The 23,687-nt window shown below is 69.5% G+C and carries 21 protein-coding genes and 3 pseudogenes; 15 read left to right on the top strand and 9 right to left on the bottom strand.

Annotation, left to right across the window (positions count from 1 at the left end):
• Nucleotides 1-837, top strand: an 837-nt coding sequence (locus IE99_RS31385) for an aminoglycoside phosphotransferase family protein (protein ID WP_169744460.1), incomplete at its 5' end; no start/stop codon positions are given.
• On the opposite strand, the pseudogene IE99_RS33185 reads toward IE99_RS31385, so the two are convergent.
• Nucleotides 827-1,126 (bottom strand): annotated as a pseudogene (locus IE99_RS33185) (IS5/IS1182 family transposase); the annotation flags it as partial. The gene IE99_RS31385 and the pseudogene IE99_RS33185 overlap by 11 nt on opposite strands.
• A gap of 752 nt (nucleotides 1,127-1,878) precedes the next feature.
• Nucleotides 1,879-2,079, bottom strand: a complete 201-nt coding sequence (locus IE99_RS33180; RefSeq protein WP_342666234.1) for a hypothetical protein — start codon at nucleotides 2,077-2,079, stop codon at nucleotides 1,879-1,881.
• A gap of 1,554 nt (nucleotides 2,080-3,633) precedes the next feature.
• Here IE99_RS33180 and IE99_RS33175 point away from each other — a divergent pair.
• The 3 genes and pseudogenes from IE99_RS33175 to IE99_RS32025 all read left to right on the top strand — a co-directional run.
• Nucleotides 3,634-4,173 (top strand): annotated as a pseudogene (locus IE99_RS33175) (transposase family protein); the annotation flags it as partial.
• Between the two features lie 18 nt (nucleotides 4,174-4,191).
• A pseudogene (locus tag IE99_RS33170) lies at nucleotides 4,192-4,345 on the top strand (transposase); the annotation flags it as partial.
• A 505-nt stretch (nucleotides 4,346-4,850) separates the two neighbouring features.
• Nucleotides 4,851-6,038 (top strand): hypothetical protein, encoded by a 1,188-nt coding sequence (locus IE99_RS32025; protein WP_157610413.1) that lies wholly within the window; start codon nucleotides 4,851-4,853, stop codon nucleotides 6,036-6,038.
• A 94-nt stretch (nucleotides 6,039-6,132) separates the two neighbouring features.
• On the opposite strand, the gene IE99_RS29530 is transcribed toward IE99_RS32025, so the two are convergent.
• A complete protein-coding gene (locus IE99_RS29530) occupies nucleotides 6,133-6,963 on the bottom strand; it encodes a hypothetical protein (RefSeq protein ID WP_037559780.1) in 831 nt (276 codons plus the stop codon).
• Nucleotides 6,964-7,231: 268 nt separating this feature from the next.
• On the opposite strand from IE99_RS29530, the gene IE99_RS32020 reads away from it, so the two are divergent.
• From IE99_RS32020 to IE99_RS0120625, 6 genes are all read left to right on the top strand, one after another.
• The gene (locus IE99_RS32020; RefSeq protein WP_157610412.1) at nucleotides 7,232-7,573 is read left to right on the top strand and encodes a hypothetical protein; all 342 of its coding nucleotides are present in this window, start codon (nucleotides 7,232-7,234) and stop codon (nucleotides 7,571-7,573) included.
• Nucleotides 7,570-8,973 carry an AAA family ATPase gene (locus tag IE99_RS29525; protein WP_084219707.1) on the top strand — a complete coding sequence of 468 codons (1,404 nt, stop codon included), beginning with the start codon at nucleotides 7,570-7,572 and terminating at the stop codon, nucleotides 8,971-8,973. Before IE99_RS32020 ends, IE99_RS29525 begins: the two co-directional genes overlap by 4 nt.
• A complete protein-coding gene (locus tag IE99_RS0120640; protein WP_030173249.1) occupies nucleotides 8,970-9,398 on the top strand; it encodes a hypothetical protein in 429 nt (142 codons plus the stop codon). The genes IE99_RS29525 and IE99_RS0120640 overlap by 4 nt, the downstream gene beginning before the upstream one ends.
• Nucleotides 9,399-9,479: 81 nt before the next feature.
• Nucleotides 9,480-9,722 (top strand): helix-turn-helix domain-containing protein, encoded by a 243-nt coding sequence (locus IE99_RS0120635; protein ID WP_051712893.1) that lies wholly within the window; start codon nucleotides 9,480-9,482, stop codon nucleotides 9,720-9,722.
• Nucleotides 9,722-9,916 carry a helix-turn-helix transcriptional regulator gene (locus IE99_RS0120630; RefSeq protein ID WP_030173245.1) on the top strand — a complete coding sequence of 65 codons (195 nt, stop codon included), beginning with the start codon at nucleotides 9,722-9,724 and terminating at the stop codon, nucleotides 9,914-9,916. Before IE99_RS0120635 ends, IE99_RS0120630 begins: the two co-directional genes overlap by 1 nt.
• 60 nt (nucleotides 9,917-9,976) lie before the next feature.
• Nucleotides 9,977-11,362: a tyrosine-type recombinase/integrase gene (locus IE99_RS0120625; RefSeq protein ID WP_030173242.1), complete on the top strand. Its 1,386-nt coding sequence runs from the start codon at nucleotides 9,977-9,979 to the stop codon at nucleotides 11,360-11,362.
• Nucleotides 11,363-11,562: 200 nt separating this feature from the next.
• Here the strand turns inward: IE99_RS0120625 and tesB are convergent, their stop codons facing one another.
• On the bottom strand, nucleotides 11,563-12,426 hold the full coding sequence (tesB, locus tag IE99_RS0120620) for an acyl-CoA thioesterase II (RefSeq protein ID WP_245623289.1): 864 nt from the start codon (nucleotides 12,424-12,426) through the stop codon (nucleotides 11,563-11,565).
• A 44-nt stretch (nucleotides 12,427-12,470) separates the two neighbouring features.
• Nucleotides 12,471-14,549 (bottom strand): ATP-dependent DNA helicase UvrD2, encoded by a 2,079-nt coding sequence (locus IE99_RS0120615; RefSeq protein WP_030173235.1) that lies wholly within the window; start codon nucleotides 14,547-14,549, stop codon nucleotides 12,471-12,473.
• A gap of 150 nt (nucleotides 14,550-14,699) precedes the next feature.
• Between IE99_RS0120615 and IE99_RS0120610 the strand changes: the two genes are divergently transcribed.
• Nucleotides 14,700-14,975, top strand: a complete 276-nt coding sequence (locus IE99_RS0120610; RefSeq protein ID WP_030173233.1) for a mycoredoxin — start codon at nucleotides 14,700-14,702, stop codon at nucleotides 14,973-14,975.
• A 53-nt stretch (nucleotides 14,976-15,028) separates the two neighbouring features.
• On the opposite strand, the gene nudC is transcribed toward IE99_RS0120610, so the two are convergent.
• Entirely contained in the window at nucleotides 15,029-15,946 is a 918-nt protein-coding gene (nudC, locus tag IE99_RS0120605) for an NAD(+) diphosphatase (RefSeq protein ID WP_030173230.1), read from the bottom strand.
• Entirely contained in the window at nucleotides 15,933-17,315 is a 1,383-nt protein-coding gene (locus tag IE99_RS0120600) for a dipeptidase (protein WP_030173227.1), read from the bottom strand. The genes nudC and IE99_RS0120600 overlap by 14 nt, the downstream gene beginning before the upstream one ends.
• Before the next feature lie 77 nt (nucleotides 17,316-17,392).
• Here IE99_RS0120600 and IE99_RS0120595 point away from each other — a divergent pair, with 77 nt between their 5' ends.
• Nucleotides 17,393-17,671 carry a DUF4031 domain-containing protein gene (locus IE99_RS0120595; RefSeq protein ID WP_030173224.1) on the top strand — a complete coding sequence of 93 codons (279 nt, stop codon included), beginning with the start codon at nucleotides 17,393-17,395 and terminating at the stop codon, nucleotides 17,669-17,671.
• Here IE99_RS0120595 and IE99_RS0120590 read toward each other — a convergent pair.
• Nucleotides 17,661-18,269 carry an HD domain-containing protein gene (locus tag IE99_RS0120590; protein ID WP_030173221.1) on the bottom strand — a complete coding sequence of 203 codons (609 nt, stop codon included), beginning with the start codon at nucleotides 18,267-18,269 and terminating at the stop codon, nucleotides 17,661-17,663. The genes IE99_RS0120595 and IE99_RS0120590 overlap by 11 nt on opposite strands.
• Nucleotides 18,270-18,439: 170 nt before the next feature.
• Between IE99_RS0120590 and IE99_RS0120585 the strand changes: the two genes are divergently transcribed.
• The 3 genes from IE99_RS0120585 to IE99_RS0120575 are packed head-to-tail and all read left to right on the top strand — an operon-like array spanning nucleotide 18,440 to nucleotide 22,769.
• Nucleotides 18,440-19,576, top strand: coding sequence for an ATP-grasp domain-containing protein (locus IE99_RS0120585; RefSeq protein WP_030173218.1), 1,137 nt, complete (start codon nucleotides 18,440-18,442; stop codon nucleotides 19,574-19,576).
• Nucleotides 19,573-21,153: an IucA/IucC family protein gene (locus IE99_RS0120580; RefSeq protein WP_030173215.1), complete on the top strand. Its 1,581-nt coding sequence runs from the start codon at nucleotides 19,573-19,575 to the stop codon at nucleotides 21,151-21,153. Before IE99_RS0120585 ends, IE99_RS0120580 begins: the two co-directional genes overlap by 4 nt.
• Complete coding sequence (locus tag IE99_RS0120575; protein WP_030173213.1) at nucleotides 21,144-22,769, top strand: IucA/IucC family protein; 1,626 nt, start codon at nucleotides 21,144-21,146, stop codon at nucleotides 22,767-22,769. Before IE99_RS0120580 ends, IE99_RS0120575 begins: the two co-directional genes overlap by 10 nt.
• A 29-nt stretch (nucleotides 22,770-22,798) precedes the next feature.
• Here the strand turns inward: IE99_RS0120575 and IE99_RS0120570 are convergent, their stop codons facing one another.
• Nucleotides 22,799-23,605 (bottom strand): class I SAM-dependent methyltransferase, encoded by an 807-nt coding sequence (locus IE99_RS0120570; RefSeq protein ID WP_030173210.1) that lies wholly within the window; start codon nucleotides 23,603-23,605, stop codon nucleotides 22,799-22,801.
• Nucleotides 23,606-23,687 lie beyond the last annotated feature (82 nt).

Genomic DNA, 23,687 nt, shown 5'->3' with positions numbered 1-23,687 from the left:
TTGAGGTCCACACCGAGTACCTGGACCGGCAGCAAGCAGCGTAGATCTGCCCGCAGATCACCATCAGTCAGCTGTCCGGAAAGCGCGGGGCCCCTCACCTATCGGACCCGCGCCGCCGCAGAAACCGCCGCTCGTAACCACGCCTGGATCAGCGGGCTCGGCCAACTCGCCGTCCCTGCCCTCCTCCACCAGAACGATCGACAGCTCGTCTTCGCTCACATTCCCGGCCGACATGTCACGCGCAACGATCTGAGCTCTGTGGCCGGATCCCTCGCCCGATTCCACGTCGCCGCACACCGACGTCTACACGACGCCCGAACGAACGAAGACCACCCGACTGGCCGGGGAGCGGTCCTGACCGGATTCGCCGAACAAAGGGAGAGGCGCCTACTTCAGCTACTGGCCTCATCGCCGCCCCCGGAGACCTGGCTGACCCCCGCGCTCGTCCGCGCGTGGATACTCCACGCTGCCGACCTTCCCGCCGCCGTCTACAAGGACGCCAATATCCGCAACTTCCTCCTCACCCCGACTGTGGTTGCTGTCGACTTCGACATCATCAGTCTCGCACCGCTCGGCTACGACCTCGCAAAGCTCGTCGTCTCCGCCGCAATGACCTACGGTCCCCTAGACACCAGCCTTGAGGCCAAGTGCCTGAACACTTACAACGAACACTTGTCCGCAGCCGGGCTCCGCATCTGTACCGGTCAGCAATTTTTGACATGGGCTGAAATGAACCACGTCCTCACCAGTCCCTACATCGGCCGCAATGGGTACAGGTTCCCAGGTCACATGGCAGTTGAGGGGCATCGTCCAACAAGACGACATCTCATTTGGTGATGCGGCGGTGGCAGATCAGGGCGGCGGTGATCCCGACGAGGGGCAGGAAGGCTCGGGTCTGCGCTCGTAGCGGCGGTGCAGCCAGCGGAAGCCGTTGAACCACGACACCGTCCGCTCGACCGCCCAGCGGCACCGACCCAGCCGATCCGAGCACTCGATGCCACGGCGCGCAATGCGTGGGGTGACGCCCAAGTGTCGACACCAAGCCGCGTAACCAGCGCCACAGCTCGGCGTAGTCGTCCCCCTTGTCAGCATGCAGCCTGCCAGGTCGGCGGCGCCGTGATCCCCGAAAGACGAGCACCGTTATCCATCTATCGGAACCGGACGCCGCGGCCGGTTCGAGATGGCCATCACAAAGCGCGGGCGGTACATTGTCCAAGTAGCTTCTCTAGAGCGGCTACAGCAAGGCAGCACAGCTCATTATCGTCGACGCACAGCCTACGGGATCTTCGGTGGCCGGACAGACTACGCCCTAGTTGCCTCAGGGGTGCTAGTACTGCTCGGAGTCGGTACCTGGTCCGCCGACAGCGAGAATAAGGCGCTGGCTCGCTGCCAAGCGCAATATTTGATTCGGTCCGAGCAGTGCCCACCCCAAGGCAAGGAATGCATGTTCCCGAGACATCTCGCGATCGGAACACTGATCGGCCTCCTGGTGGGTGCCGTCAGCGCGGCTGTGTTAAATCCTGGCTCCAACGACTCACTCATCGGGACCAGCGTGTTAGGCGCGGCTGTCGGCGGATACATCGAGGTTTGCACCGCTGTCGTCACTCTAGTCAGCTGCTGGTTGCGAGGCCGCCGGAACCGCCGCGACACGTAAGACTGGCGCAAAGCGTTCCCCAGTGAGGTGATCTCAACGAGTTTCGGGTAGGTGACCGTGCTCGAAGTGGGTGAGGACGAATGCGGCGCAGTGATGTCGCGGATTCCGTTGGGGCTGGTGGTGATGTGCTGGAGGATGCGTCAGCGGCCTTTGAGTAGGGCGAATTCGCGTTCGCCGAAGCAGCGCTGGAGTTTGTTGTAGGTGCGGTTGTCGAAGCTGAGGACCTAGCCGTCGGGAGGGTTCTTGATGGGGGTCAGGGCGCCGATTCCGGCGCCTTCGTAGCCGCCGTCGGCCAGGGTGGGAAGTCCTTGAGCCGCTGCGGCGTACAAGGCGCCTAGGAGGTGGGCGCGCGCTGCCGTCAGGCCGTGGACCGAGCCGGGCTCGACATCGGAGACCCACAGCGGGAGCCCGGTCGGGGACGACAGGGCCTGGACGTTGCCGGCGTGCCGGCGGGCCTTGCCGGAGTATCACAGATCGATCGGTTCGCCCTTGACGCTGATGACCTGTTCGGCGCACCGGTCGGCCGGCAGCAGCGTCCTGTCCATGATCAGGTAAGCGTGGCCGTCGGTGCAGACCCGATCCAATGCCTGATGGAGATCGGGAGCCTGTACTGCAAACGTCGATCCCCTCGTCGATGTAGCGGTAGGCGGTGGCCCGCGACACCTCGTGGTCGCGACCGAGTTTGGGGATGTCACGTTCACCGCGGAACCAGCGCAGCACCATAACCGCCTGCCGGTAGCAGGTCAGCGCACGGCTGCCCTTCGTTCCCCGCAGCCTCCGCTCCCGCCACAGCAGCCGCCCCAGGTACTGGGCGAGTTCACGAGAGACGTCGAGCGTGGCACTATGGGGGATTACGTGGAGCCTTCCGAGCGAAGGCGGTCTTGTGGTGATTCCTTCTTCTACCGGGGCTCCACGTTCCGTTTCACCGCCTGGCGCTCTGCCCGCGCGTCTCCCCGGACCGCACCCTTCAGGCCACAGAAGGCCTTATTGTCCGGTTCCAGATCCCTCAGACCACCTCACTGCGACCGCTGCCTCTGTCAACGGTCTCTGGGATGGAACCTGGAAGACGCCGTAACCCGTCTAACGCAGCGACCGACGCCATCACGAACTGGAAGTGATCTTGTCTTTGTCAGGCCAATCGCCTAAATCGTGCACAGAAAGCGCGGCAGGGCGCTAGAGTAGGCCTCATGGTTCTCTTTAGAGTCGAGAAAAGAGATGACTCCCCACATGGCCTATTAGGTTACGACTGGATCGAAGTTCTCGCAATTGAACCATGGGCATTGGCCTATCGTCCGCAAGACTATGGGGATTGGTGCGACCGGAAGATCTCAATTCAATATATATGCCTGACTTCCCATGGACTAACGAGGATCAACTCTGAGGATCTTTGGATAGCCATAGAGGAATATGCAGAATACGATGAACTGACCCCCCAACAAAAGGAGAGTTCAATAGTGATCTCAACTGGCGATTCCTCGGTAGTTCAAACTGGTGGGACGATCAAGGGAAGTGTCAGCACCAGTCGGGACCAGTATCACGCCCAAAAGACCGGGGCGCAAGGTCCGTTCTCGTCGAGCCAATCGACTCATCATGATGCTGAGCAGGTATCGTCACTGGCGGACGAGCTCCGCAAACTTCGGGAAACACTAATCGCGGTCGCGAGGCAGCCATCCGACTACGCCAGTATTGGCGCCATCGCGGAAGCCGAGATGGCGGCTGAACAGAACAGTGAATCCGGAGTGTCTCACAGTCTGGCAAGGGCAGGCCGGAGGGCACTCGAGGTAGCCCGCGAAATCGGAGTAAACGTCGCCGCCGGAGCAATTTCGCGCTCTCTCGGAGAATAATGACCCTCTTTCATCCGTCTGGGCGGACGTCGATCACAGCGTGATCGCGATGCGGGAGTTCGGCGGGTGATGTGAAGAAACCCCTGTTAGACGGGTTGATCACCACAACCACCGCGTCCGAACCAGGGGCTTCGCATGCTTTTGTACCGCGCCGCCGTCGATTTGTCGCGCGCAACGCTGAACTACCTGGCCGGGGTGATCCGCCGGCACCGCACGACGATCGGGTCGCCCTGGCGGCTGCTCAACCCCGGCCGCCAAGCCAGCTGGTCCTGGTCCACCTGCGCAAAGGCGAAACGTTCACCGAACTCGGCGCCGGATACGAGGGGTCGACCAGCACGGCCTGGCGGTACGTCGAGGAGGCCGTGGCGGCTGCTGCTGGCCCGGTCACCGAAACTGACGGCGGCGTTGCGCACGGCGACCCGCAACGGGGTGCACCTGCTGGTGCTGGACGGCACGCTCATCGCCTGCGACCGGGTCCGGGCCAACCCCGTACTACTCGGGCAAACACCGCTACCACGGCATGAACGCACAGGTCGCATCGCCGGACCCGACGGGACGATCCTGTGGACATCGGGAGCCATGCCCGGCAGCACCCATGATCTGATCGCCGCCCGCGTGTGGGGCATCTTGCGGGAACTGGACAAGGCCGGAATCCTCACGCCGGCCGACAGGGGGCCGACGACGGTACGGGGTCGTAAGGGGCTCGCCGCGATCATCTCTATAGCCACCACGGGCTGCTCCTGGCAGCACCTGCCGCGGGCGTTTCGCTCTGTACGGTCCCACCGCGCATCGCCGCTATACCGAGTGGAGCGCGGCGTGGGTCTGGACCAAGCAGCACCGCCTGGTGACGACCGTGGTCAGGCTAGCGCACGAGCCTTGCAACCGTCCGGGGGCAGTGTACTGGTACATGCGGGAACCCTTGGATACCGGACTTCGAACCGGAGGTGACGCAGCCACCGGACGACTAGCCCGTTGCTGACTCTACCGATCCCACGTGGTTGGTAGAGTCCGCTGCCCCGCCTCAGATCCGGATAGAGCACAAGGGCGACCTTGTCGCTTGGCTCCGCCAGTCACCGGATTGCGGGTACGCCGTGGTCCAGTGTCTAGTCGCAACCCGCGCACGGCTGACCCGGCAACTACGCGGGACGCAGCCGCGCTTGCGGCACGGAAAGGGCGTGTCGTCGCCTCCATTGAACACGTACTGTATGAGGCTTCAGGTACAGAGTTCAGCAAAGGGCGCCATGGCTACTCAGGGTGAGGATTCGTTGACCCCATTGAACCCCCGTGTGATTCCTGCGTACAACACGTTCTATCCGGGGTCCATTGCCCTCTACCGCGGCGGACTCTCGGTCATGAGCAAGGCTGGCAAATCCTACCCTATCGAGGCCGCGATCACGCTTACCTTCGCCAACCGTGAACCGCACCTGCGGCTAGTCGATTTCGACAACCGCTTGCCCCTCGCCCTCCACATCGACAGAATTGATGTCCCACCCGGCCAGCCCCTAACACCCTGTCAGGCCACGGTCGAGATGGAGCGGGCTCGCTCTCCGCACAACAACAATCGCCGACACCTTTCTGGGGAAATCGTTGCGGGACAGGTGAGTGCGACAAAACGTGTCATCGTACATGTCTCCGGCGCCCAGTTGCGCGCACAACTCCCCATGGTCGGTACTGAGCACGGCGAACAGGGCCAAATTGCATTCACCTTGCCGGGCTGGACGCTGCGCCTTGCTGTCGACGCGCAACCGTACGCGTTCGTAATCGATGCGATTCCTGATTGCCTGCCAGTAACCGCAGAGGCGTTGGAGACGCTCCAACAGCGTCTTTTCCTGATCTTGAGCTTTCTGCGGGGTACGGAAATCGGTCTGGTCGCTACAGCAGGCGTCGACGGATCCGGAACCGTGATTTGGGCTAAATGGGCTAGACCACGGCAGGGAACTGGACAGTGGCGCTGGTGCCCAGACCATCTCTTCGCCGAAGCCCTCACCGACTTAGCGCAAGCTTTCTCTCGACTCGCTAACAACCCGACCATGGACAAGGTCGTCGATCGGGCCATCAACTTGTACCTCACCGCGAACGGAACGCAACCGATCGACGCGCGAATCCCGGTAGCGTGTTCCGGCCTCGAATTGCTGGCGTGGGCAGTCCTGCAGACAGAGCAGTGGCTCACCACAGCAGCTTTCGGCAAGCTATACGCGGCGGCCAACCTCCGCCTGCTACTACAGTGGGCCGGTATCCCCATTGACGTGCCGTCGCCGTTCTCCGAACTGGAAGCCCGACGCCGAGGACTAGGGCAGCCGGACGCGGCCGCACCTGAAGCCGTAATCAACATACGGAACGACCTTGTACATCCCCCCAAGAAACTGAGTAACCTCGAATGGCCCAGCCCAACCGAGATGCAACAGGCATGGCGGCTCAGCATGCATTACACGGAACTTGTCATCCTGAGACTCTTAGACTACCGGGGCCACTACCTGCCGCGGCTGCAACTCACCGACAGGTTCGCCATGGACACTGAGCCTGTGCCCTGGGCTAAGTAGTCGGCTAATGCGCATGCCCGGATGTCTGCCGTAAATGGCGCACCGGCGACATCTAGGGCGACCCACCCCGATCCTCGCCGAGGTGTTGTCTTGATCAGCTGTGGTGGCGGTGCGGGGTGGTGAGGGCCCAGGAGGAGGTGATCTCTTCAGTGTCGGAGTCATGGACGGATGAGATCACCATGGAGAAAAACTCTTGCCCGACGCTGTCGTAGATGTCCGCAAGGCGCTCGGCCAAGTAGTGGGCTGCGCCGTGAGCACCCGTGGGGCGGATACCAACGATGAGGAGGAATGAGCCTTCGTCATCGGGTCTAGGAAGGCGCCCGAGATAGGCGAGATCGGTGTGCGCCGGTTCTTTGTCGTCAGCGGGAGCAGTGTGGATCGTCCCACTTTCCCGCTCGGTGATCGACCACTGGCCGTCAGGGAGTCGGCCCAGTTTCAAGAGAGGGTCTTTCTCAAGCGCTGCCGTCACGACGGGTGACGTGTCAGCGCCGGAGACCACGAAGAGGTCTCCGCGGTTCAGGTCGATTTCGCTCAACGGCGGAACGTATTCAAGTTCGCATTCCAAGCCCAGGCTGTGAGCGAGGCCAAGGATGCGCTGGCCGGCTGCGGCGTCGGCGCGGGCGACGAGCCGTCCTTCTGGCTGTTCGGGGATTGCTACTCGCAGCTTCTCCGAGGAGAGGAAGGCGCGCTCGGGCGGGGGGCCTGCTGTCCTGAGTTGGGCGATGCGGGCACGGCTGACGCCTAGTAGCCGACCGATGTCCGCGAAGGATTGGCCGCCGTGCTCGCGGAGCCATTGGATGCTCTCTCTTCGCAGACGCGCGGTCTCCATCACGCCGGCCTGGAGCTCGTCCATCAGCTCGGTGGCGGCCCGAAGCCGCGCCTGATGGTCCTTGATCTCCGCAACCCGGCGAACTTCCTCGATCACGTCCGGCGCCTCCCTGCAACCTCAGCCGCTCATCATCCCAGGCTAGCGCTAAGGGGGGCTTGACATTACCGCGCGCTGCTGCCATCGTCACGTCAACCCCCCCTTAACAGCCTGGGGAGATGGTGACGGCGGTGGCTGTTCCTGGGGACCTCTCCAAGTTCCTCGCTGTGTCCTGTCACGTCTACGCACCTCAGGCACTTCGTCCTGGTGATTCCAAGTCTCTGCCCCTCTTGCTGCTGGCACAGAGGGAGACCTGAAGGGAACTGACGTGGTCAACGACAAGGGCGCCGCTCAATTGGCGGCTTCCTCGGTCCATGTGCGGAAGGACGGTCCGCTGCGCGGCCGTCCGTCCGCACACCGGCCGCGCAAGGATCGCCGAGGCGCGCGGCTGACGTTCTTGGACGGGATCGAGCTCGGTGGTAAGGACCGCCCCGTCGTGGCCGGGGTCGTCACTCTGGATGGCGACACACGCCTCGTCCTGGTCTCGCTGCTCGTCCGCGCCCGGACGGACGGACGGGACCTCAGCAACCTTGCCCATGCCCTGAGCTGGGAAGGCAAGCCCATGCCCACTCCGGCGGATCCGCTCGCGCAGGCGGAGGGCGACCGATGAGCAAGGTTGCCGGCGGACCTGGACGGACGGTCCGGAAGTACACAACGGCGGGGTGCGGAAACTGCAACCCGCAAGGATGGATTGAGGACCAGGACGGCAAGCCCGTGCGGCGCTGCCCGTCCTGCCATCCGGCAGCTACCCCGGCCCTCGACAGCCCACCACGGTTGGTCGGGCTCCCGTCCCCGGACGAGACGGACCGTCCGGACCGGACCGGGACCGGTCCCGTCGCGCGGCAGATCCGGTTGACCCGAGCGTCGCAAATCAGGATGCGGCCGGTCCGGTGGCTGTGGGACGAGCGGATCCCCTCCGGTGCGCTCACCGTCCTGCCGGGCAGGGAGGGCATCGGCAAGTCACTGACCCTCGCCTGGCTCGCGTCCCAGCTCACCCAGGGAACCTTGCCGGGCAAGCACTTCGGCGTACCGCGTGCCGTCATCTACGCCGCCGCCGAAGATTCCTGGTCGCACACGATCGTGCCGCGTCTGTATGCGGCCGGCGCGGACCTGGACCTGGTCTATCGAGTGGACGTCGAGCAGGCAGGGACGGTCGGACAGCTCATCCTGCCGCGCGACTGCGACGGGCTGGCCGAGGAGATCCGCGCCCTGGACGTCGTCCTCCTGGCCGCCGATCCGCTGCTGTCCCTGATCTCGGCTGGCATCGACACCCACAAGGACCGTGAGTTGCGGACCGCCCTGGAACCGTTGGTCCGGGTCGCCGACCAGACCGACTGCGCGATCGTCGGCTTGGCCCACTTCAACAAGTCCGCCAGCTCCGATGCCCTCACTCTGATCACCGGTTCCCGTGCGTTCTCCGCCGTCGCCCGCGCTGTCCTGGCCATCGCCCGGGACACCCAGACCGACGACGGATCATGCGTGCTGTCCCAGGCCAAGAACAACCTCGGGCGACTGGACGTGCCGTCCCTGCGGTACGTCGTCCGAACAGCCGAGGTCCCCACCGACGAAGGTCCCGCCCACGTCGGCGTGCTGGAGTTCACCGGCGAGAGCGCCCGGTCGGTCTCCGACATCCTCGCCGACGGTGCCGCCGACCCGATGGAACGTTCCGAACGGGACGAAGCCGCCGAGTGGATCGTCACTTACCTCGCCGACCACGGAGGAGAGGCCCGCTTCGCCGACATCCTCAAGGCCGCCAGAGCCGAAGGGATCGCAGAACGCACCCTGAAGCGGGCCCGTCAGCGGGCCGGGGCTACCAGCGTCCGCACCGGATTCCCCGCAGTGTCGGTGTGGCGCCTCCAACTCGCCGGCACCCCGAGTCCGGTGAACGACGAGAAGCCGGTCGGCCCAGCAGGGCCACCCCCCGCCGACGGCCCCCAACCTGGCCCCACTGGCCCGACTGGCGTCGCCCAACAGCGCCCGCGTCCCGACAACGGCCAGGAGCCGACATGAACCGAATCGCCTACGACGACCAGTTCCAGGCCGCCGTCGCCGAGATCCGCCGCATCATGACCTCGGCTCCGAACAGGATGCCCCCGGCTCCCATCGCCGACCCGGCCAACCATTGGCTGGTCGAACGGTTCCAGGAGAACCAAGCGGCGCTGCGAGCCGGGACGGCACGGGTTTGCCCACACATCGGACCCTCCCCGATCGCCTCCCACACCGCCGCCTGGTGCACCGACGCCCTCGTCTGCACAGCCTGCATCGGCCTGCTCAATCCCGATGAACGCGAGAACGCGCACTGCGACCGCTGCCGCCAGCCGGCACCCACCCTCTACTCCGGAGCCGTCGCGCGCGGACCGATCCTCATGGCCTACGGCGTCTGCGCCCCTTGCACTGACGAGACCGAGCCGCATCCCAGCACCCCGACCCACTGAACTTCGCGGACGGCCCTGGGCCCCTACCGACCAAAGCAGTGCCCAGGGCCGCCTGCCCCTTCACAAAGGAGCAGCACCATCATGACCGCCCCCCACCTCAAAAACACCCAATTCCCGGATACAGGTCCGTCCGCTACCACCCTCAGGCGGCTCTACACGGTCGAAGAAGCCCTGACCATCTTGAACGTCAGCCGCTCCACCCTCTACCGCGAAATGCGCGCCGGACGACTCGTCAGGGTCAAGCGCGGCAGATCCACCCGCTTCACGCCCGCTGCGATCGCTGAATACGTCACGCTCCTGGAGCAGGAAAGCGGTGCTGCCTGATGACCAAGACCACCGATTCGGACGAACTGCTGACGATCGCTGAGGTCCTCAGCGAGCTGAAGGGCATCTCCAGGGCCACCTTCTACCGGTGGCGGGCAACTGGACGGGGACCTTCCTCCACCCGCCTGCCGAACGGCCAGGTGCGCATCAGGCGGTCCGATCTCCGCTCCTGGTTCGACAGCCTCCCGAGCTGACGTTGCGCGCGGCCCCCTTCGGGGGGCCGCTTCCCCTCCCCCAACCCCTTAAGGAAACACGTGAAGATCGGCAACGTCCAGTTCTGGAAAACTCAAGTTCGCGCGGGCCGACGAAAGCCGTACCAGGTGCGCTGGGCCGTTGACTCAAGGCCGTTCACCCTGTCTTACGCGACTTCCACGCTCGCCGAGCAGTTCCGTAACTCCCTGGTTTCGGCCGCGAATAGAGGCGAGCATTTCGACATCGAGAAGGACGGCTTGCCGACCTCGATGCAGCCGAAGGTGGAGATCAGGGAAACCACCATCTACGAAGTCGCCGTCATGTTCGCCAAGCGCAAATGGCGGGGGTCCGCCGGGAACAGCCGCCGCAACAGCGCGCAGGGGCTCGTGAGGGTCACGCTGTTCCGCACGCAGGACCTCGACGGAGCCCCAGAGGTCAAGGTCCTCCGTGAAGCACTCCGCGAATGGGCATTCCGTCCCAACCACACCGGCACCCCGCCGGAAGCCCTGGCGAACGCCCTCACCTGGCTCGCGGAGAACTCCAGGCCGATCAAGGACCTTCAGGACGCCGACTTCCTTCAGGACCTCCTGGAGTTCATCGGGACTCGCTACGACGGCAAACCCGGCAAGCCGGCTTCCACAGCCAGGCACCGGGCCGTGCTGACGAGCATGGTCAACTTCGCGGTCGAGAGGCGGATCCTGCCCTACGACCCGATCGAGCTCCTTGCTCCGACCGGACCTGATGTCTCGAACGAGGTCGACCCCAGAATCGTGGCCAGCCCGGAGCAAGCCCGTTCGCTTCTTGTCGCCACCACATACGTAGGCACGTGGGAACACCAGCGCGGCCCCCAGCTCATGCCGTTCTTCGCATGCCTCTACTTCGCCGCCCTCCGGCCCGAGGAAGCCGTCCAGCTACGCCAAGCGGACTGCAAGCTCCCATCCTCCGGTCCTGGTCTGCTCATCCTCAGCGGAGCCAGCACCCGGGCCGGTAGCGGCTGGACCGACGACGGCGGGAAGCACGAGACCCGCGGCCTCAAACACCGAGCCCCGAACGAGGGCAGGGACGTTCCGATTCCGCCCGAGCTGGTCCGCATCCTCGTCCGGTACATCGAGGAGTTCGGCGTCGCAGAGGACGGCCGTCTCTTCCGAGGCCCGCACGGTCAGCTCTTGGATGCGACCCGCTATCTCGACGTCTGGCACAAGGCGCGAGCCCTGGCGCTCCCACCGGAGCTGTACAACTCACCACTGGCGAGACGCCCCTACGACCTACGTCACGCCGCGCTCACGCTGTGGCTGAACTCCGGAGTCCCCGCCGCCGACGTCGCGGAGCGGGCCGGCAACACCGTCCCGATCCTGCTGGGCACCTATGTCCGCTGCATCCACGGCCAGAAAGATCAGATGACACAGCGGATCATCGACGCTCTCGGAGACGATCCGGGACTCTTCTAAGAGGGAGGCAATGGTCTAGACCATTGCCTCCTTCTGGCACACGATCGGCACAAAAGCAGTGGTCCTCCCCGGGTCGCGGTGAGGCGTCGTGAGTCACGGTGACGACCCGGCTGAGGCCGGCTCAGGCGACCGTTCGAGCCATCGGAAGATGGCCGGGGCGCCTGAGCCGTGACCGATCTACCGCACGGCAAAACCCCTGGTCAGGCGTCTGCGACGCGGATGAGGCCCTCTTGCATCACGGAGACGACGAGTTCGCCGGAGTGGGTGTAGACCTGGCCTCGGGCTAGGCCTCGGGCACCGCCGGCGAAGGGGGTGTCCTGGTAGTAGAGGAGCCAGTCGTCGGCGCGGAACGGGCGGTGGAACCACATCGCATGGTCGAGGCTCGCGCCCTGGGTGCGGCGGTCGCTCCACGACAGGCCGTGGTTCAGCAGGACGGTGTCCAGCAGCGTCATGTCGGACGCGTACGTCATCAGGCAGACGTGCAGGAGCGGGTCGTCGGGAAGCTCCCCGTCCACCTTCAGCCAGACGATCGACTCGGGGGTGGCGAGCGACGGGTCGCCCACGGCCTCCCACGTCAGCGGCGTCGCGTGCCGGATGTCGAAGGGGCGGTTCTCGACCAGCTTGCGGGCGGTGTCCTCGCCGACGAGCGGGGTCAGCCGAACGAGCGAGGTCGGCAGCGTCTCCGGCGCGGGGACCTCCGGCATCGCGGCCTGGTGGAACGGTCCGTCCTCGATGATCTGGAACGACGCCGACAGCGTGAAGATCGCCTTGCCGTGCTGGATCGCGGTGACCCGGCGGGTCGTGAAGGACCTGCCGTCGCGGACGCGCTCGACCGTGTAGACGATCGGCACGCTGGGATCGCCCGGCCGGATGAAGTAGGCGTGCAGCGAGTGCACCGGACGGTTCACCGGGACCGTACGGCCGGCGGCGACCAGCGCCTGCCCGGCGACCTGCCCGCCGAAGACCCGCTGCTGGCGGTCCGCGGGGCTGCGCCCCCGGAAGATGTCGTTCTCGATCTGCTCGAGGTCCAGCAGGTCCAGCAGTGACTTCAGTGACTCCTTCACGCGACCAGTCTCGCGCATCGGCCCCGGCGGACGGGGTGTCGGGGTCACGCCCCGCAGAGCGCGAGCACCGACCTCCCGTACCGGTCGAGCTTCGCCCGCCCCACGCCCGGGATGCGGGCGAGGTCCTCCATCGACTCGGGGACGCGTTCGGCGATGGCCTGGAGCGTCGCGTCCGTGAACACGACGTACGCCGGGACGCGCTGCCGCGCCGACGTCTCCGCGCGCCACTCCGTCAGCGCGAGCAGCAGCTCCTCGTTCAGCTCGACGGGGCAGCCGGTGCAGCGGCCGAGCTTGCGCTCGACGGCGGCGGTCAGCGGGCGGCCGCACACCCGGCACGGCTGCGGCCCGCGCGCCGCCCGGCGCCGCGTCCGGTCGGCGGGGGCCGGGGTCGGCGTGGTGGTGCGGCCGGTCAGGCCCTCCAGGAAGCGGGACGGCCGCCGGGGACGCCCTCCCCCGCCCGGTGAGCGCGACCGCGCCCAGGACAGCGCCAGATGGACGCGCGCCCGCGTGACCCCGACGTACAGCAGCCGCCGCTCCTCCTCGATCTGCGCGGGGGTCTCCGCGTAGATGATCGGGACGGTGCCCTCGACGAGCCCGACGAGGAACACCGCGTCCCACTCCAGGCCCTTCGCGGCGTGCAGCGACGCGAGCGTGACGCCCTCCAGCGGCGGCGCGTGCTGCGCGGCGGCGCGCTCCTCCAGCTCCGCGACGAACTCCGGCAGTCCGGCGCGCGGGTCGGCGGCGGCCATGTCCTCGGCGAGCTGGGCGAGGGCGGCGAGCGACTCCCAGCGAGCGCGGGCGGCACCCGCGCCCTCGGGCGGCCGGTCCGAGAACCCGGCCCCGGACAGGACGTGCCGGACGGTGTGGATCAGCCCCGTCCCGTCGGTCTCGGCGTCGGCGCCCGCGCGCGCGGCACCGCGCAGCCGGACGACCGCCTCCCGCACCTCGGGCCGCTCGAAGAACCGCTCCGCGCCGCGCAGCACGTACGGGACGCCCGCCGCGGCGAGCGCCGCCTCGTAGGTCTGGGAGTGGGCGTTGATCCGGAACAGGATCGCGATCTCGCGGGCGGGGACGCCCGCCTCGATGAGCTTGCGGGCGCGGCGGGCCGTCTCGTCGGCCTCCGCGACCTCGTCGTCGTACTCGCTGAACAGGGGTTCGGGGCCGTCCGGCCGCTGCGCCACGAGCTCCAGCGCGGGGCGCGCCGCCGCCTCGCCGCGGGCCGCCGCGATCACGCCGTTCGCGAGCCGCACCACCTGGGGCGTCGACCGGTAGTCCCGGACGAGGCGGACCACGGTCGCGTCCGGGTGCTCGCGGGTGAAGTCGAGCAGGTGGGAGGCGCTCGCGCCGGTGAAGGAGTAGATCGTCTGGTTGGGGTCGCCCACCACGCAGAGGTCGTCGCGGCCGCCGAGCCACACGTCCAGGAGCATCTTCTGCAGCGGGTTGACGTCCTGGAACTCGTCCACGACGAAGTACCGGTACTGGTCGCGGACCTGCTGCGCCGCCTCCCGGTGCTCGCTGAGGACGGCCGCGGTCAGCTCCAGCATCCCCTCGAAGTCGAGGAGGTTGCGCTCGCGGCGCAGCTGCTCGTACATCGCGTAGACGCGGGCGACGTCGACGACCTCGACGGACGGCTTGCGGGCCGCGCGCACGACGGCGGCGGGATAGTCCTCCGGGCGCTGCTGCGTCGCCTTCGCCCACTCGATCTCGCTCGCGACGTCGCGCAGCTCGGTGCGCCCGTAGGACAGCCGGCAGGCCCGCGCCGCGTCCGCGACGAGGCCCACCTTCGAGTCGATGATCTTCGGCTGGTCGCCGCCGACGACGCGCGGCCAGAAGTAGGAGAGCTGCCGCAGCGCCGCCGCGTGGAACGTCCGGGCCTGGACGCCGGGCGCGCCGAGCGTCCGCAGCCGGCTGCGCAGCTCCCCCGCCGCCCGGGTGGTGAACGTCACGGCCAGGACCCGCTGGGGCGCCACCACGCCGGTGAGCGTCGCGTACGCGATGCGGTGCGTGATCGCGCGGGTCTTGCCGGTTCCCGCGCCCGCCAGGACGCAGACCGGCCCCCGCACCGCCTCCGCGACGGCCCGCTGATCGGGGTCGAGGCCCTCCAGCACCGATTCGGCCAACATCCCTCCATCCTGGCAGCCGGGAACGACGGTGCCCCTGGATCGGTGGCTCCCTCCATGGAATGCGGAGGCAGCACCCGCCGTTCTTCCCAGTGCGAAGCACCGATCTTACGAACGAACCCCCGACGACCGCACAAGGGAGACGACGCACCGATGGCGACCCCGACCACCGGCCCGACCGGACAGCTCACCATGTACACCACGACGTGGTGCGGTTTCTGCCGTCGGCTCAAGAGCCAGCTGGCCCGCGACGGCATCGAGATGGTCGAGGTCGACATCGAGCGCGACCCGGCCGCGGCCGACTTCGTCATGAGCGTCAACGGAGGGAACGCCACGGTCCCGACGATCGTCTTCCCGGACGGCTCGGCCGCCACGAACCCCAGCGCGAAGGCCGTCAAGGAGAAGCTGGCCTCCCTCGCCGGAGCCTGACGCACGCCGCGACCGGCGGTCCCGAGACGCTCGGGGCCGCCGGTCGCCGCATGTCAGAACGGCGGCATCCGCGGGAGTTCGGCGCCGTACCAGCGCATGATCAGCTGCGCGGCGATCGACAGCGGGCCGGGGGCGATGATCTCGCCCGCCTCGATGGCGGCGCGGAGCTCGTCGCGGGTGTACCAGGCGGCGTCCAGGATCTCCTCCGGGTCGGGCCGGAGGGGGGCGTCGCCGTCGGCGCGGGCGCTGAAGCCGAGCATGAGGCTGCGGGGCATCGGCCACGGCTGGCTGCCCAGGTAGCGGACGTCCCGGACGGAGAGGCCGACCTCCTCCAGGACCTCCCGGGCGACGGCCTGCTCCAGGGACTCGCCGGGCTCCACGAACCCCGCCAGGATCGAGCGGCGGTCGGCGGGCCACTGCGGGCCGCGGGCCAGCAGGATCCGGTCGGCCGCGTCCGTCACGAGCATGATGACGGCGGGGTCGAGGCGCGGGAAGTGCTCGGACCGGTCTTCGGGGCAGACGCGGACGTGCCCGGCCGACGCGACCCGCGTCCGCATCCCGCAGCGAGGGCAGAAGCGGTGCGTGGCGTGCCATGCCTCCAGGGCGACGACGTGCGTGAGCAGCCCGGAGTCGCGGTCGGACAGGACGGCGCCGACGCGGCGCAGCTCGGCCGGCTCGGCGCCCTCGACGGCGGGCAGCGGCCCGGGGACGCCGAAGTAGGCGGCGCCGGCGGCGTCGACGCCGAGGAGCCAGCGGTCGCCGTCCGGCGCGCGGTCCGGCGGGACGAGCACCAGCGCGGGGGCCGGGTCGAACGCGACGAGCGCGCGGCCCTGCTCGACCACGACGACGCGGGTGCGGGGGTCGGCCCACGCGGCGTCCAGCCAGGCGTCGTCGCGGCGGCGCAGCGCGACGCGGTCGAGGGTGCCGCGGGCGAGGGCCAGCCACTCCAGGGGGCGGTCAGCGGAGGGCATCGGCCAGTTCTTCCCACAGGTACGCGGACGTCTCGGCGCCCTTGAGGAGCAGTGCGATCTCGACCTTCTCGTTGGCTGCGTGGATGCGGTCGTCGTCCAGGCCGACCGCGACGAAGACCAGCGGCGCGCCGAGGATGTCGGCGAGGTCGGCCTCGGGGCCGCTGCCGCCCTCGCGGGTGAACAGGACCTCGGTGCCGAACGCGCGCCCCATGGCGCGGCGGGCGGCCTGCACGCCGGGTGAGCCGATCGGCGAAAAGCACGGCCGGACGCCGCCGCCCGGGACGCTGACCTCGGCCTCGACGCCCACCGGCGTGTTCGCGGCGACCCACTCCTTGAAGGCGTCCTGCACCTTGATCGGGTCCTGTCCGGCGACGAGCCGGAACGAGATCTTGGCGTGCGCCTCGCGGGGCACGATCGTCTTGCCGCCGGGTCCGGTGTGCCCGCCCCACATCCCGTTGATCTCGGCGGTCGGGCGCGCCCAGACGCGCTCCAGGGTGGTGTAGCCCTTCTCACCGTAGGCGGCGCGGCTGTCGCCGGCGGTGCGCAGCCAGGCGGCCTCGTCGAACGGGAGCCGCGCGAACAGCTCGCGCTCCTCGGCGGTCAGCGGGACGACGCCGTCGTAGAACCCGGGGAGCGTGACGCGCCCGTCGGCGTCGTGCAGCGCTGCGAGCATCGCCGCCATGGCGTGCAGCGGGTTCGGGACGGCGCCGCCGAACGAGCCGGAGTGCAGGTCGGACGAGGGGCCGCGGAGCGTCAGCTCCGCCTCGGTGAGGCCGCGCATCCCGGTGCACATGGACGGGACGTCCGCGGCCCACATGGTGGTGTCGCTGATGACGATCGCGTCGCAGGCGAGCCGGTCGCGATGGGTGCGGAGCAGGTCGGGGAAGTGCACCGACCCGGACTCCTCCTCGCCCTCCACCAGCAGCTTGATCGTCACGGGCGGGGCCTGCCGCCCGGACGTGGCGAGCCCGGCGCGGATCCCCAGGGTGTGGAAGAAGACCTGGCCCTTGTCGTCGGACGCGCCGCGCGCGATGAGCCGGCCGTCCTTCTCGACGGGCGTGAACGGGTCGGTGTCCCACTCGGAGAGGGGTTCGACGGGCTGGACGTCGTGGTGGCCGTAGACGACGACGGCGGGGGCGCCGGGGTCCTCGGCGGGCCATTCGGCGAAGACGGCGGGCAGGCCGGGCGTCTCCCAGACCTCGACCGTGGGGAAGCCCTGGGCCTTGAGGTGGGCGGCGAGCCACTCGGCGGAGCGGCGCACGTCCCCGGCGTACCGGGGGTCCCCCGAGATGGAGGGGATCGCCAGCCATTCCCTGAGATCGGCGATGAACCGGTCGCGGCCGGCGTTGATGTAGTCGAGAACGTCCACCTGCATGCCCCTTCGCATGTCGTACTGTCGAGCACTGTAGGGGATCCCCCGCCGACCTCGTTCCCCCGGGAGATGCCGTGATCCTGATCGATCCGCCGCTGTGGCCCGCGCGCGGCCGGGTGTGGTCGCACATGGTGAGCGACGTGTCGTTCGCGGAGCTGCACGCGTTCGCGGCGGAGCTCGGCATGCCGCCGCGCGCGTTCGAGCGGGACCACTACGACGTCCCGTCGGAGCTGTACGCGGCGGCGGTCGCGCTGGGCGCGGAGCCGGTGGGCTGCCAGGAGCTGCTGCGCCGCCTCACGAAGGCGGGCCTGCGCCGCCGGAAGGAATCCCGGCCCCAGACGGTCAGGCGTTGAGGAGCCTGAGTTCGGTGGTGATGTTGTGGCGGGCGCGGTCTTCGAAGCGGGCGCGGGCCTCGGGGGTGTGGAAGAGGCTCGGGAGCTCGAGCAGCCCGGTGAGGACCTGCGCCCGACCCGCGCGGAAGAACTCCTCCGGGACGAACGCGTACTCCTCGCGGACGGCGGCGGCGTAGGCGGCGTACCGCTCCGGGTCGGCGCCGAGGATCGCGAGGTCGGCGTCGCAGAGCACCTGCCCGTTGCGGTCGTCGTCGCCGGGGGCGTGGCCGACGGTCAGCTCGACGAGCCGGACGACCTCGTCCACGGTGGCGGCGGCGAGGTCGGTGTCGGCGAGCATGCGGACGGCGAGGCGGGCGCTGCGCTCCTCGTTGTCGGCGCGCTGCGGGTCGTAGACGGCGTCGTGGAACCAGGCGGCGAGGCGGACGGCGTCGGCGTCGGCGGCGTGCCCGGCGAGCTCGTCCACGATGTCGAGGACCGCGGCGAGGTGGGCGCGGTCGTGGTAGCGGCGGTGGGACTCGCCGTACCGCGCATCCAATTCCGCCCCGATCCGCCGGGTATGCGACCCGGCCAGCGCCACCCACCGCTCGACGAGATTCATGGATCCATCCTCGCGGATCACGGGACACGGCGGGACACGCGATGCCATCGTTCTTGCCTGCGATCCCGGGTGCGGCCACTATGGTGTCGGTTCTTGGTTAGGCAAGGCTTACCTCACCTTGTCCGGCCTCGCTCGGCTCCGCGCACCCCTATTCGACGGAAAGAACGACCGTGGCCCGCCTCTACCTGATCGCCGGCAAGGCGACGGACTCCGTGACGCACGGCTTCCTGCCCGCCGCCGCGCACCTCGGACTGGACGTGGTCACGCTGACCGACCGCCCGGAGGCGCACCGCGCCGCGCCGGGCGCCGTCGTCGCGTGCGAGGTGTCCGACTTCCGCGCCGTCGTCGACCGGATCGAGGAACGCCCCGCGGCGGTCTTCTCCAACGGCGACTTCCTGCAGGCGCCCGCCGCGCTGGCCGCGGCCTACTTCGGCCTCCCCGGCAAGGACTGGCGGGCCGCCGTCCGCGCGAAGAACAAGCGCCTGATGCGGCGCCACCTCGCCGGCCTCGACCCGGTGTTCGCGGCCGACGCCGGACGGGTCCCGCCGGACGCCCCTTACCCGCTCGTCCTGAAGCCGCGCGAGGGCGTGGCCAGCGAGGACGTGTTCCTCGTCCACGACGCGGAGGAACTGGCCGCCCGCCGCGCCGAGATCGCGTCCCGCCGGGCGGACCCGCTCATCGTCGAGGAATACCTGCCGGGAGAGCTGCACACGCTCGAGACCCTCGGTGACGGGCACGACCTCCACGTCCTGGGGTCGTTCCGTACGCGGTTGTCGCCGCCGCCGTACTTCGTGGAGGAGCGCCTGGAGTGGGCTCCCCCGCCGCCGGAGACACCGCAGGTGCTGGCCCAGCTCGCGGAGCTCGGGATCGGGTTCGGCGCGTGCCACACCGAGTTCGTCGTGCACGAGGGCCGGGCCCGCGTCATCGAGGTGAACTACCGGCTGATCGGCGACCACTGCGACTTCCTGCTGGCCGACCTGCTCGGCGTCCCGCTGTTCGAGCGGATCCTGCGCGTCCATCTCGGCGAACGGGCGGAGGGCGCGGCGGCGCCGGAGCGGCACGCGGTGGCGGAGCCGATCCTCGCGGGCCGGTCGGGCACGCTGACGTCGGCTCCGGGGCCGATGGAGCTGGACGACGGCCCCGTGCGGCTGGCGTACCGGCCGCAGCGCGCGGTCGGCGACGCCATCGCCCTCACCCGGACCAACCGCGACTACCTCGGCACCGTCCGCGCCATCGGGCCGGACGGCCCGCGGGTCGAGGCCGCCCTGTCCCGTTTCCGCGACGCCCACCGGTGGACGATCGCGTGACCCGCGACTCCGTCGAGGGCCCGCTCGCGGCCCGGATCCTGGACGCGCTGCTCCGTGAGGACTACGGAGGGTTGCGGAGCCGCGTCGCACCGGACGGCCGCGCCCTCGTCCTGCCGACCCGGCGCGTGCGGCTGACCGCGCCGGAGACGCCGTTCCTCAGCGCGGTCGCGGTCGACCCCGGGCAGGCGCTCCGGCTGGGCGATGTGTTCCGCGCCGTCCGGGCCGTCGCCGATCCGCGCGACGACGTGGACGCGTTCGAACGCGAGTGCCGGGACGCCCTGACCGTGATCCGGCTGCACGAGGACGCCCGGCCCGCCGTCCTGCGCCGCCTGGCCCGGATCCCGGACGCCCTGCGCGTCGGCCCCGGCGTGTTCTACGAGGCGCTCGCCGCCTACAACGACCACCCCGTCCACCCGATGGGCCGGTCCCGGACGGGCCTCAGCATGGCGGACGTGAGCCGGTACGCGCCCGAGTTCGCGCAGTCGTTCCCGCTGCGCTGGGCCGCGGTCCGGGACGCGACGCGCGTCGGCGAGCATCCGGCGTGGTGGCCCGGACCGAGCGAGGTGGGGCTGCGCGGCGACGAGCCGCTGTTCCCCGTCCACCCGCTGGCCGTGCCGCACGTCCGCGACGAGCCGGGCGCGTTCCTCGCCCCGGACCCCTACCTCCAGGTCACGCCCACCCTCTCGATGCGGACCGTGACGGCCGGGCCGCGCTGCCACGTGAAGGTGCCGCTGCCGACGAGCACGCTGGGGCTCCGCAACCGCAGAACGATCGTGCCGGGGACGCTGCCGGACGGGGCGCTCGTCGAACGCCTCCTGCGCCGCGTCCTGGAGCGGGAGGACCTCCCGGTCCTCCTGGCGGACGAGCAGACCTACGGGCACGCGGACTCGCCCCTGCTGGCCTATCTCGTCCGGCGCTTCCCGCCCGAGACCGAGCGCGCCCACATCGTTCCCGTCGCCGCGCTCCTGGCGGAGGCCCCCGAGGGCGGGCACGTCATCGAGCGCTGGGACGTCGAGGCCCTCTTCGGTGACTACCTGTCGGCGCTGTTCTCCTGGAACGTCACCCTGTTCGGCTACGGGATCGCGCTGGAGGCGCACCAGCAGAACGTGGCCCTCGTCCTGGACGACGGCGCCCCGCTCCGCCTCCTCGTCAAGGACAACGACGGCGCGCTCATCGACACCGGCGTCCTCGGGTCCCGGCTCGCCCCGTCCGCCGGCACCGATCCGCGCGACCTCATCGACCGGCGGATGACGACCCGCGACCCGGACGCGCTCGCCCGCGTTTTCGTCACGATCACTCTGCACCTGTGCGCCGCGGCGCCCGCCTTCGGCCTCGCGGAGCGGGGGCTGCTGCCGCTCCGCACCGGCCTCGGGCTCGTCCGCGACCGGCTCGACGCGGCGCTCGGGGCCGGGCACGGATTCCTGCGCTCGCGCACGCTCGACGCGGCGGCGCTGCCGGGCAAGGCCATGCTCACCGCCGGGACGCTCGTCGACAAGGCGCGGACCGGCGCCGCCGACATCAACAAGCACTACGGCCCGTCCGGGCCGAACTACCTACGGGACACCACGTGCTGCTGACCGAACCGGCCCTGTCCGCCGGCACCGCGACCGCCACCGCGCTGCTCAACTGCCTGATCCGCGAGGTCTGCGCGCCCGAGCAGCAGGTGTGGCCGGACGGCCCGCACCTGGTCGCGCGGCTCCCCCGGGCCGGGGTCGTGCTGCGCACCGGGCTCGCGCGGCCGCCCGCCGGGCCGACGTACCGGCTCGCGCCGCCGTTCGAGGAGCGGCGCGGCGACGGCTGGATCCCGGTGCCGTGGGCGCGGCTCGCCGACCTCGTCGCAGGCGAGCTGGAACTCGCGACCGGCCGCCCGAACCCGGAGTTCCTCGCGCAGGTCCGCGACAGCCACACCGCGCTGACCGCGATCCTCGCCGCGCGGGCCGGGGCCCATGGGGACGGGGCGCCGGGCGACGGCCGGTTCGCCGAGTCGGAGCGGTCGCTCGTCGCCGGGCACCGGTTCCATCCGTCGCCGAAGGCACGGCAGGGCGCGCCCGGCGACTGGCTGCGGTACTCCCCCGAGACGCGGGCGCGGTTCCGGCCGCGCTGGCTGGCCGTCCGGGACGACGCGGTCGCCGAGGAGGGCGACGCCGGCGCGTTCGCGGCGCTCGCGGCGCACGGCCCGGCCGCGCCCACCGGGCACCGGCTGCTGCCCGCGCACCCGTGGCAGCTGTCGCTGCTCTCGGACCGGCCGGTCCTGCGGCGGGCGTTCGCGGAGGGGGTCGTCCTCGACCTGGGCGAGTCGGACGCGGAGGCGCTGCCGACGTCGTCGGTCCGGACGGTCTACCTGCCGGACGCCGACCTGTTCTGCAAGTTCAGCCTCGACATCCGCATCACGAACTGCGTCCGCAAGAACGCCTGGTACGAGCTGTCCGGGGCGATCGTGCTGAACCGGCTGCTGCCCCGCATGTTCGGGGGCCTCGGCGCCACGTTCCTCACCGAGCCCGCCTACCGGAGCGTCGCCCTCGCGGACCGCCGCCTCTACGAGGGCCTGGGCGTCATCGTCCGGCAGGGCGTGCGGGGGCTTCCGGGGACGCCCCTGCTGGCGGGGGCCCTCGCCGACCCCTACAGCACGTTCCTGTCCTCGCTACCGGCCCTCGCCACCGCGGAAGAGGCCCTGACCTGGTGGGACGCCTACGTCGGGCTGGTGGCGACGCCCGTCCTGCGCGCGTTCCTGGAGCGCGGCGTCGTGCTGGAGCCGCATCTGCAGAACGTCCTCATCTGCGTGGACGACGACGGGATGCCGGTCCACGCCGCCTTCCGCGACCTCGAAGGGACCAAGCTCGTCGCCGGGCGCTGGGACGCCGAGCTCGCCGCGGTCCCGGCCCGGGTCGCCGAAGGGCTCGCCTACACCCCCGACCGGGGCTGGAACCGCGTCGTCTACTGCCTGCTCGTCAACCACCTGACGGAGATCGCCGCCGCGGTCGCCGACCTGCACCCCGAGCTGGACGCGTCGCTCTGGCCGGCCGCGCGGCGGCATTTCACGTCCTTCGGGCACCACCCGCCGGTGCGGGCGCTGCTGGCCGGGGTGCCGCTGCCCGCGAAGGCGAACCTGCGGGCCCGCTGGCACCGCTCGGCCGACCGCGGCGCGGCCTATGTCCCGGTCCCCAACCCGCTGGCCGCGCCGCTGCCGCTCTGAGAGCGGAGACGCCCCCTACGTCGTCGCCGTCAGGCGTCCTGCAGCTTGGCCGGGGCCGGTTCGCGGGTGACCCGGATCTTCGACTGCGGGTGGCCGGTCTTCTCCCAGTCCTCCATGAACCGGGCGGTCAGGCCGTGCGCGGCGGCCAGCTCGATCAGCGTCTCCGTGCGGTAGTAGAAGTCCTCGCGCAGGACGTGGTGCTCCTTCGTCTCCGTCCGGTCGAACGTGAAGTCGAAGTGCCCGCCGGGCGCGAGGACGCGGCCGACGCTCGCGAGGCACTCGTCGATGACCTCGATCGGCGAATGGGAGAAGACGCTGTGCGCGTGGACGACGTCGAAGTACTCCGACGGGAGGAAGTCGAGCTTGAGGTCCTGCACCAGCATCAGGTGCGGCGCCTTGTCCTGGACGCCGAACCGGACGAGGGTCTTCTGCGCGGCGAGGAGGATGTCGGGCGAGATGTCGAGGCCGTAGTAGTTCCCGGCGTCGAGGAAGGAGATGAACCGCCAGCCCGCCCGCAGGTTCCCGCAGCCGATCTCCAGGACCCGGTCGCTCGGCTTGAGGCCGTGCCCGGCGAGGTAGTCGAACTGCAGCCGGCCGAGGGCCAGCCACCGCTCGTGGGTGTGGCTGCCGACCGCGCCCTCGGGGCTCTTCGCCGAGTCGGACGCCATCACGGCCCGGTAGTACTCGACGTGGTCGCGGTGCTTGAGGCGCAGCCAGGTGTCCCGGCCCAGCCGCCCCAGATAGGGGACGACGCGTTCCGGGCGCCGCGCGGCGTACCGGATCTTGTGTCCGAGGCTCGCCCGGTTCCTGCGCAGTCGCGCGGACCTTTTCTTCACGGCCCGATTCCCCTTTTCTTCCGCCCGTAGCCCGGCACTCCGGCCGGGTCCGCTCACGCCCGGGACGCTACGCCGCCGCCCC

The sequence above is a fragment of the Spirillospora albida genome (genome assembly GCF_000718255.1).
GTDB classification, from domain to species: domain Bacteria; phylum Actinomycetota; class Actinomycetes; order Streptosporangiales; family Streptosporangiaceae; genus Spirillospora; species Spirillospora albida.
The sequence above is the reverse complement of the archived record's forward strand: the minus strand, read 5'-3'. Positions and strand labels throughout refer to the sequence as shown.

Coding starts and splice junctions, on each gene's coding strand:
- IE99_RS32025 (WP_157610413.1), top strand. CDS start 4,851: ATGAGCAAGGCTGGCAAATCCTACCCTATCGAGGCCGCGATCACGCTT.
- IE99_RS29525 (WP_084219707.1), top strand. CDS start 7,570: ATGAGCAAGGTTGCCGGCGGACCTGGACGGACGGTCCGGAAGTACACA.
- IE99_RS0120640 (WP_030173249.1), top strand. CDS start 8,970: ATGAACCGAATCGCCTACGACGACCAGTTCCAGGCCGCCGTCGCCGAG.
- IE99_RS0120635 (WP_051712893.1), top strand. CDS start 9,480: ATGACCGCCCCCCACCTCAAAAACACCCAATTCCCGGATACAGGTCCG.
- IE99_RS0120630 (WP_030173245.1), top strand. CDS start 9,722: ATGACCAAGACCACCGATTCGGACGAACTGCTGACGATCGCTGAGGTC.
- IE99_RS0120615 (WP_030173235.1), bottom strand. CDS start 14,549: ATGTTGGCCGAATCGGTGCTGGAGGGCCTCGACCCCGATCAGCGGGCC.
- IE99_RS0120610 (WP_030173233.1), top strand. CDS start 14,700: ATGGCGACCCCGACCACCGGCCCGACCGGACAGCTCACCATGTACACC.
- nudC (WP_030173230.1), bottom strand. CDS start 15,946: ATGCCCTCCGCTGACCGCCCCCTGGAGTGGCTGGCCCTCGCCCGCGGC.
- IE99_RS0120590 (WP_030173221.1), bottom strand. CDS start 18,269: ATGAATCTCGTCGAGCGGTGGGTGGCGCTGGCCGGGTCGCATACCCGG.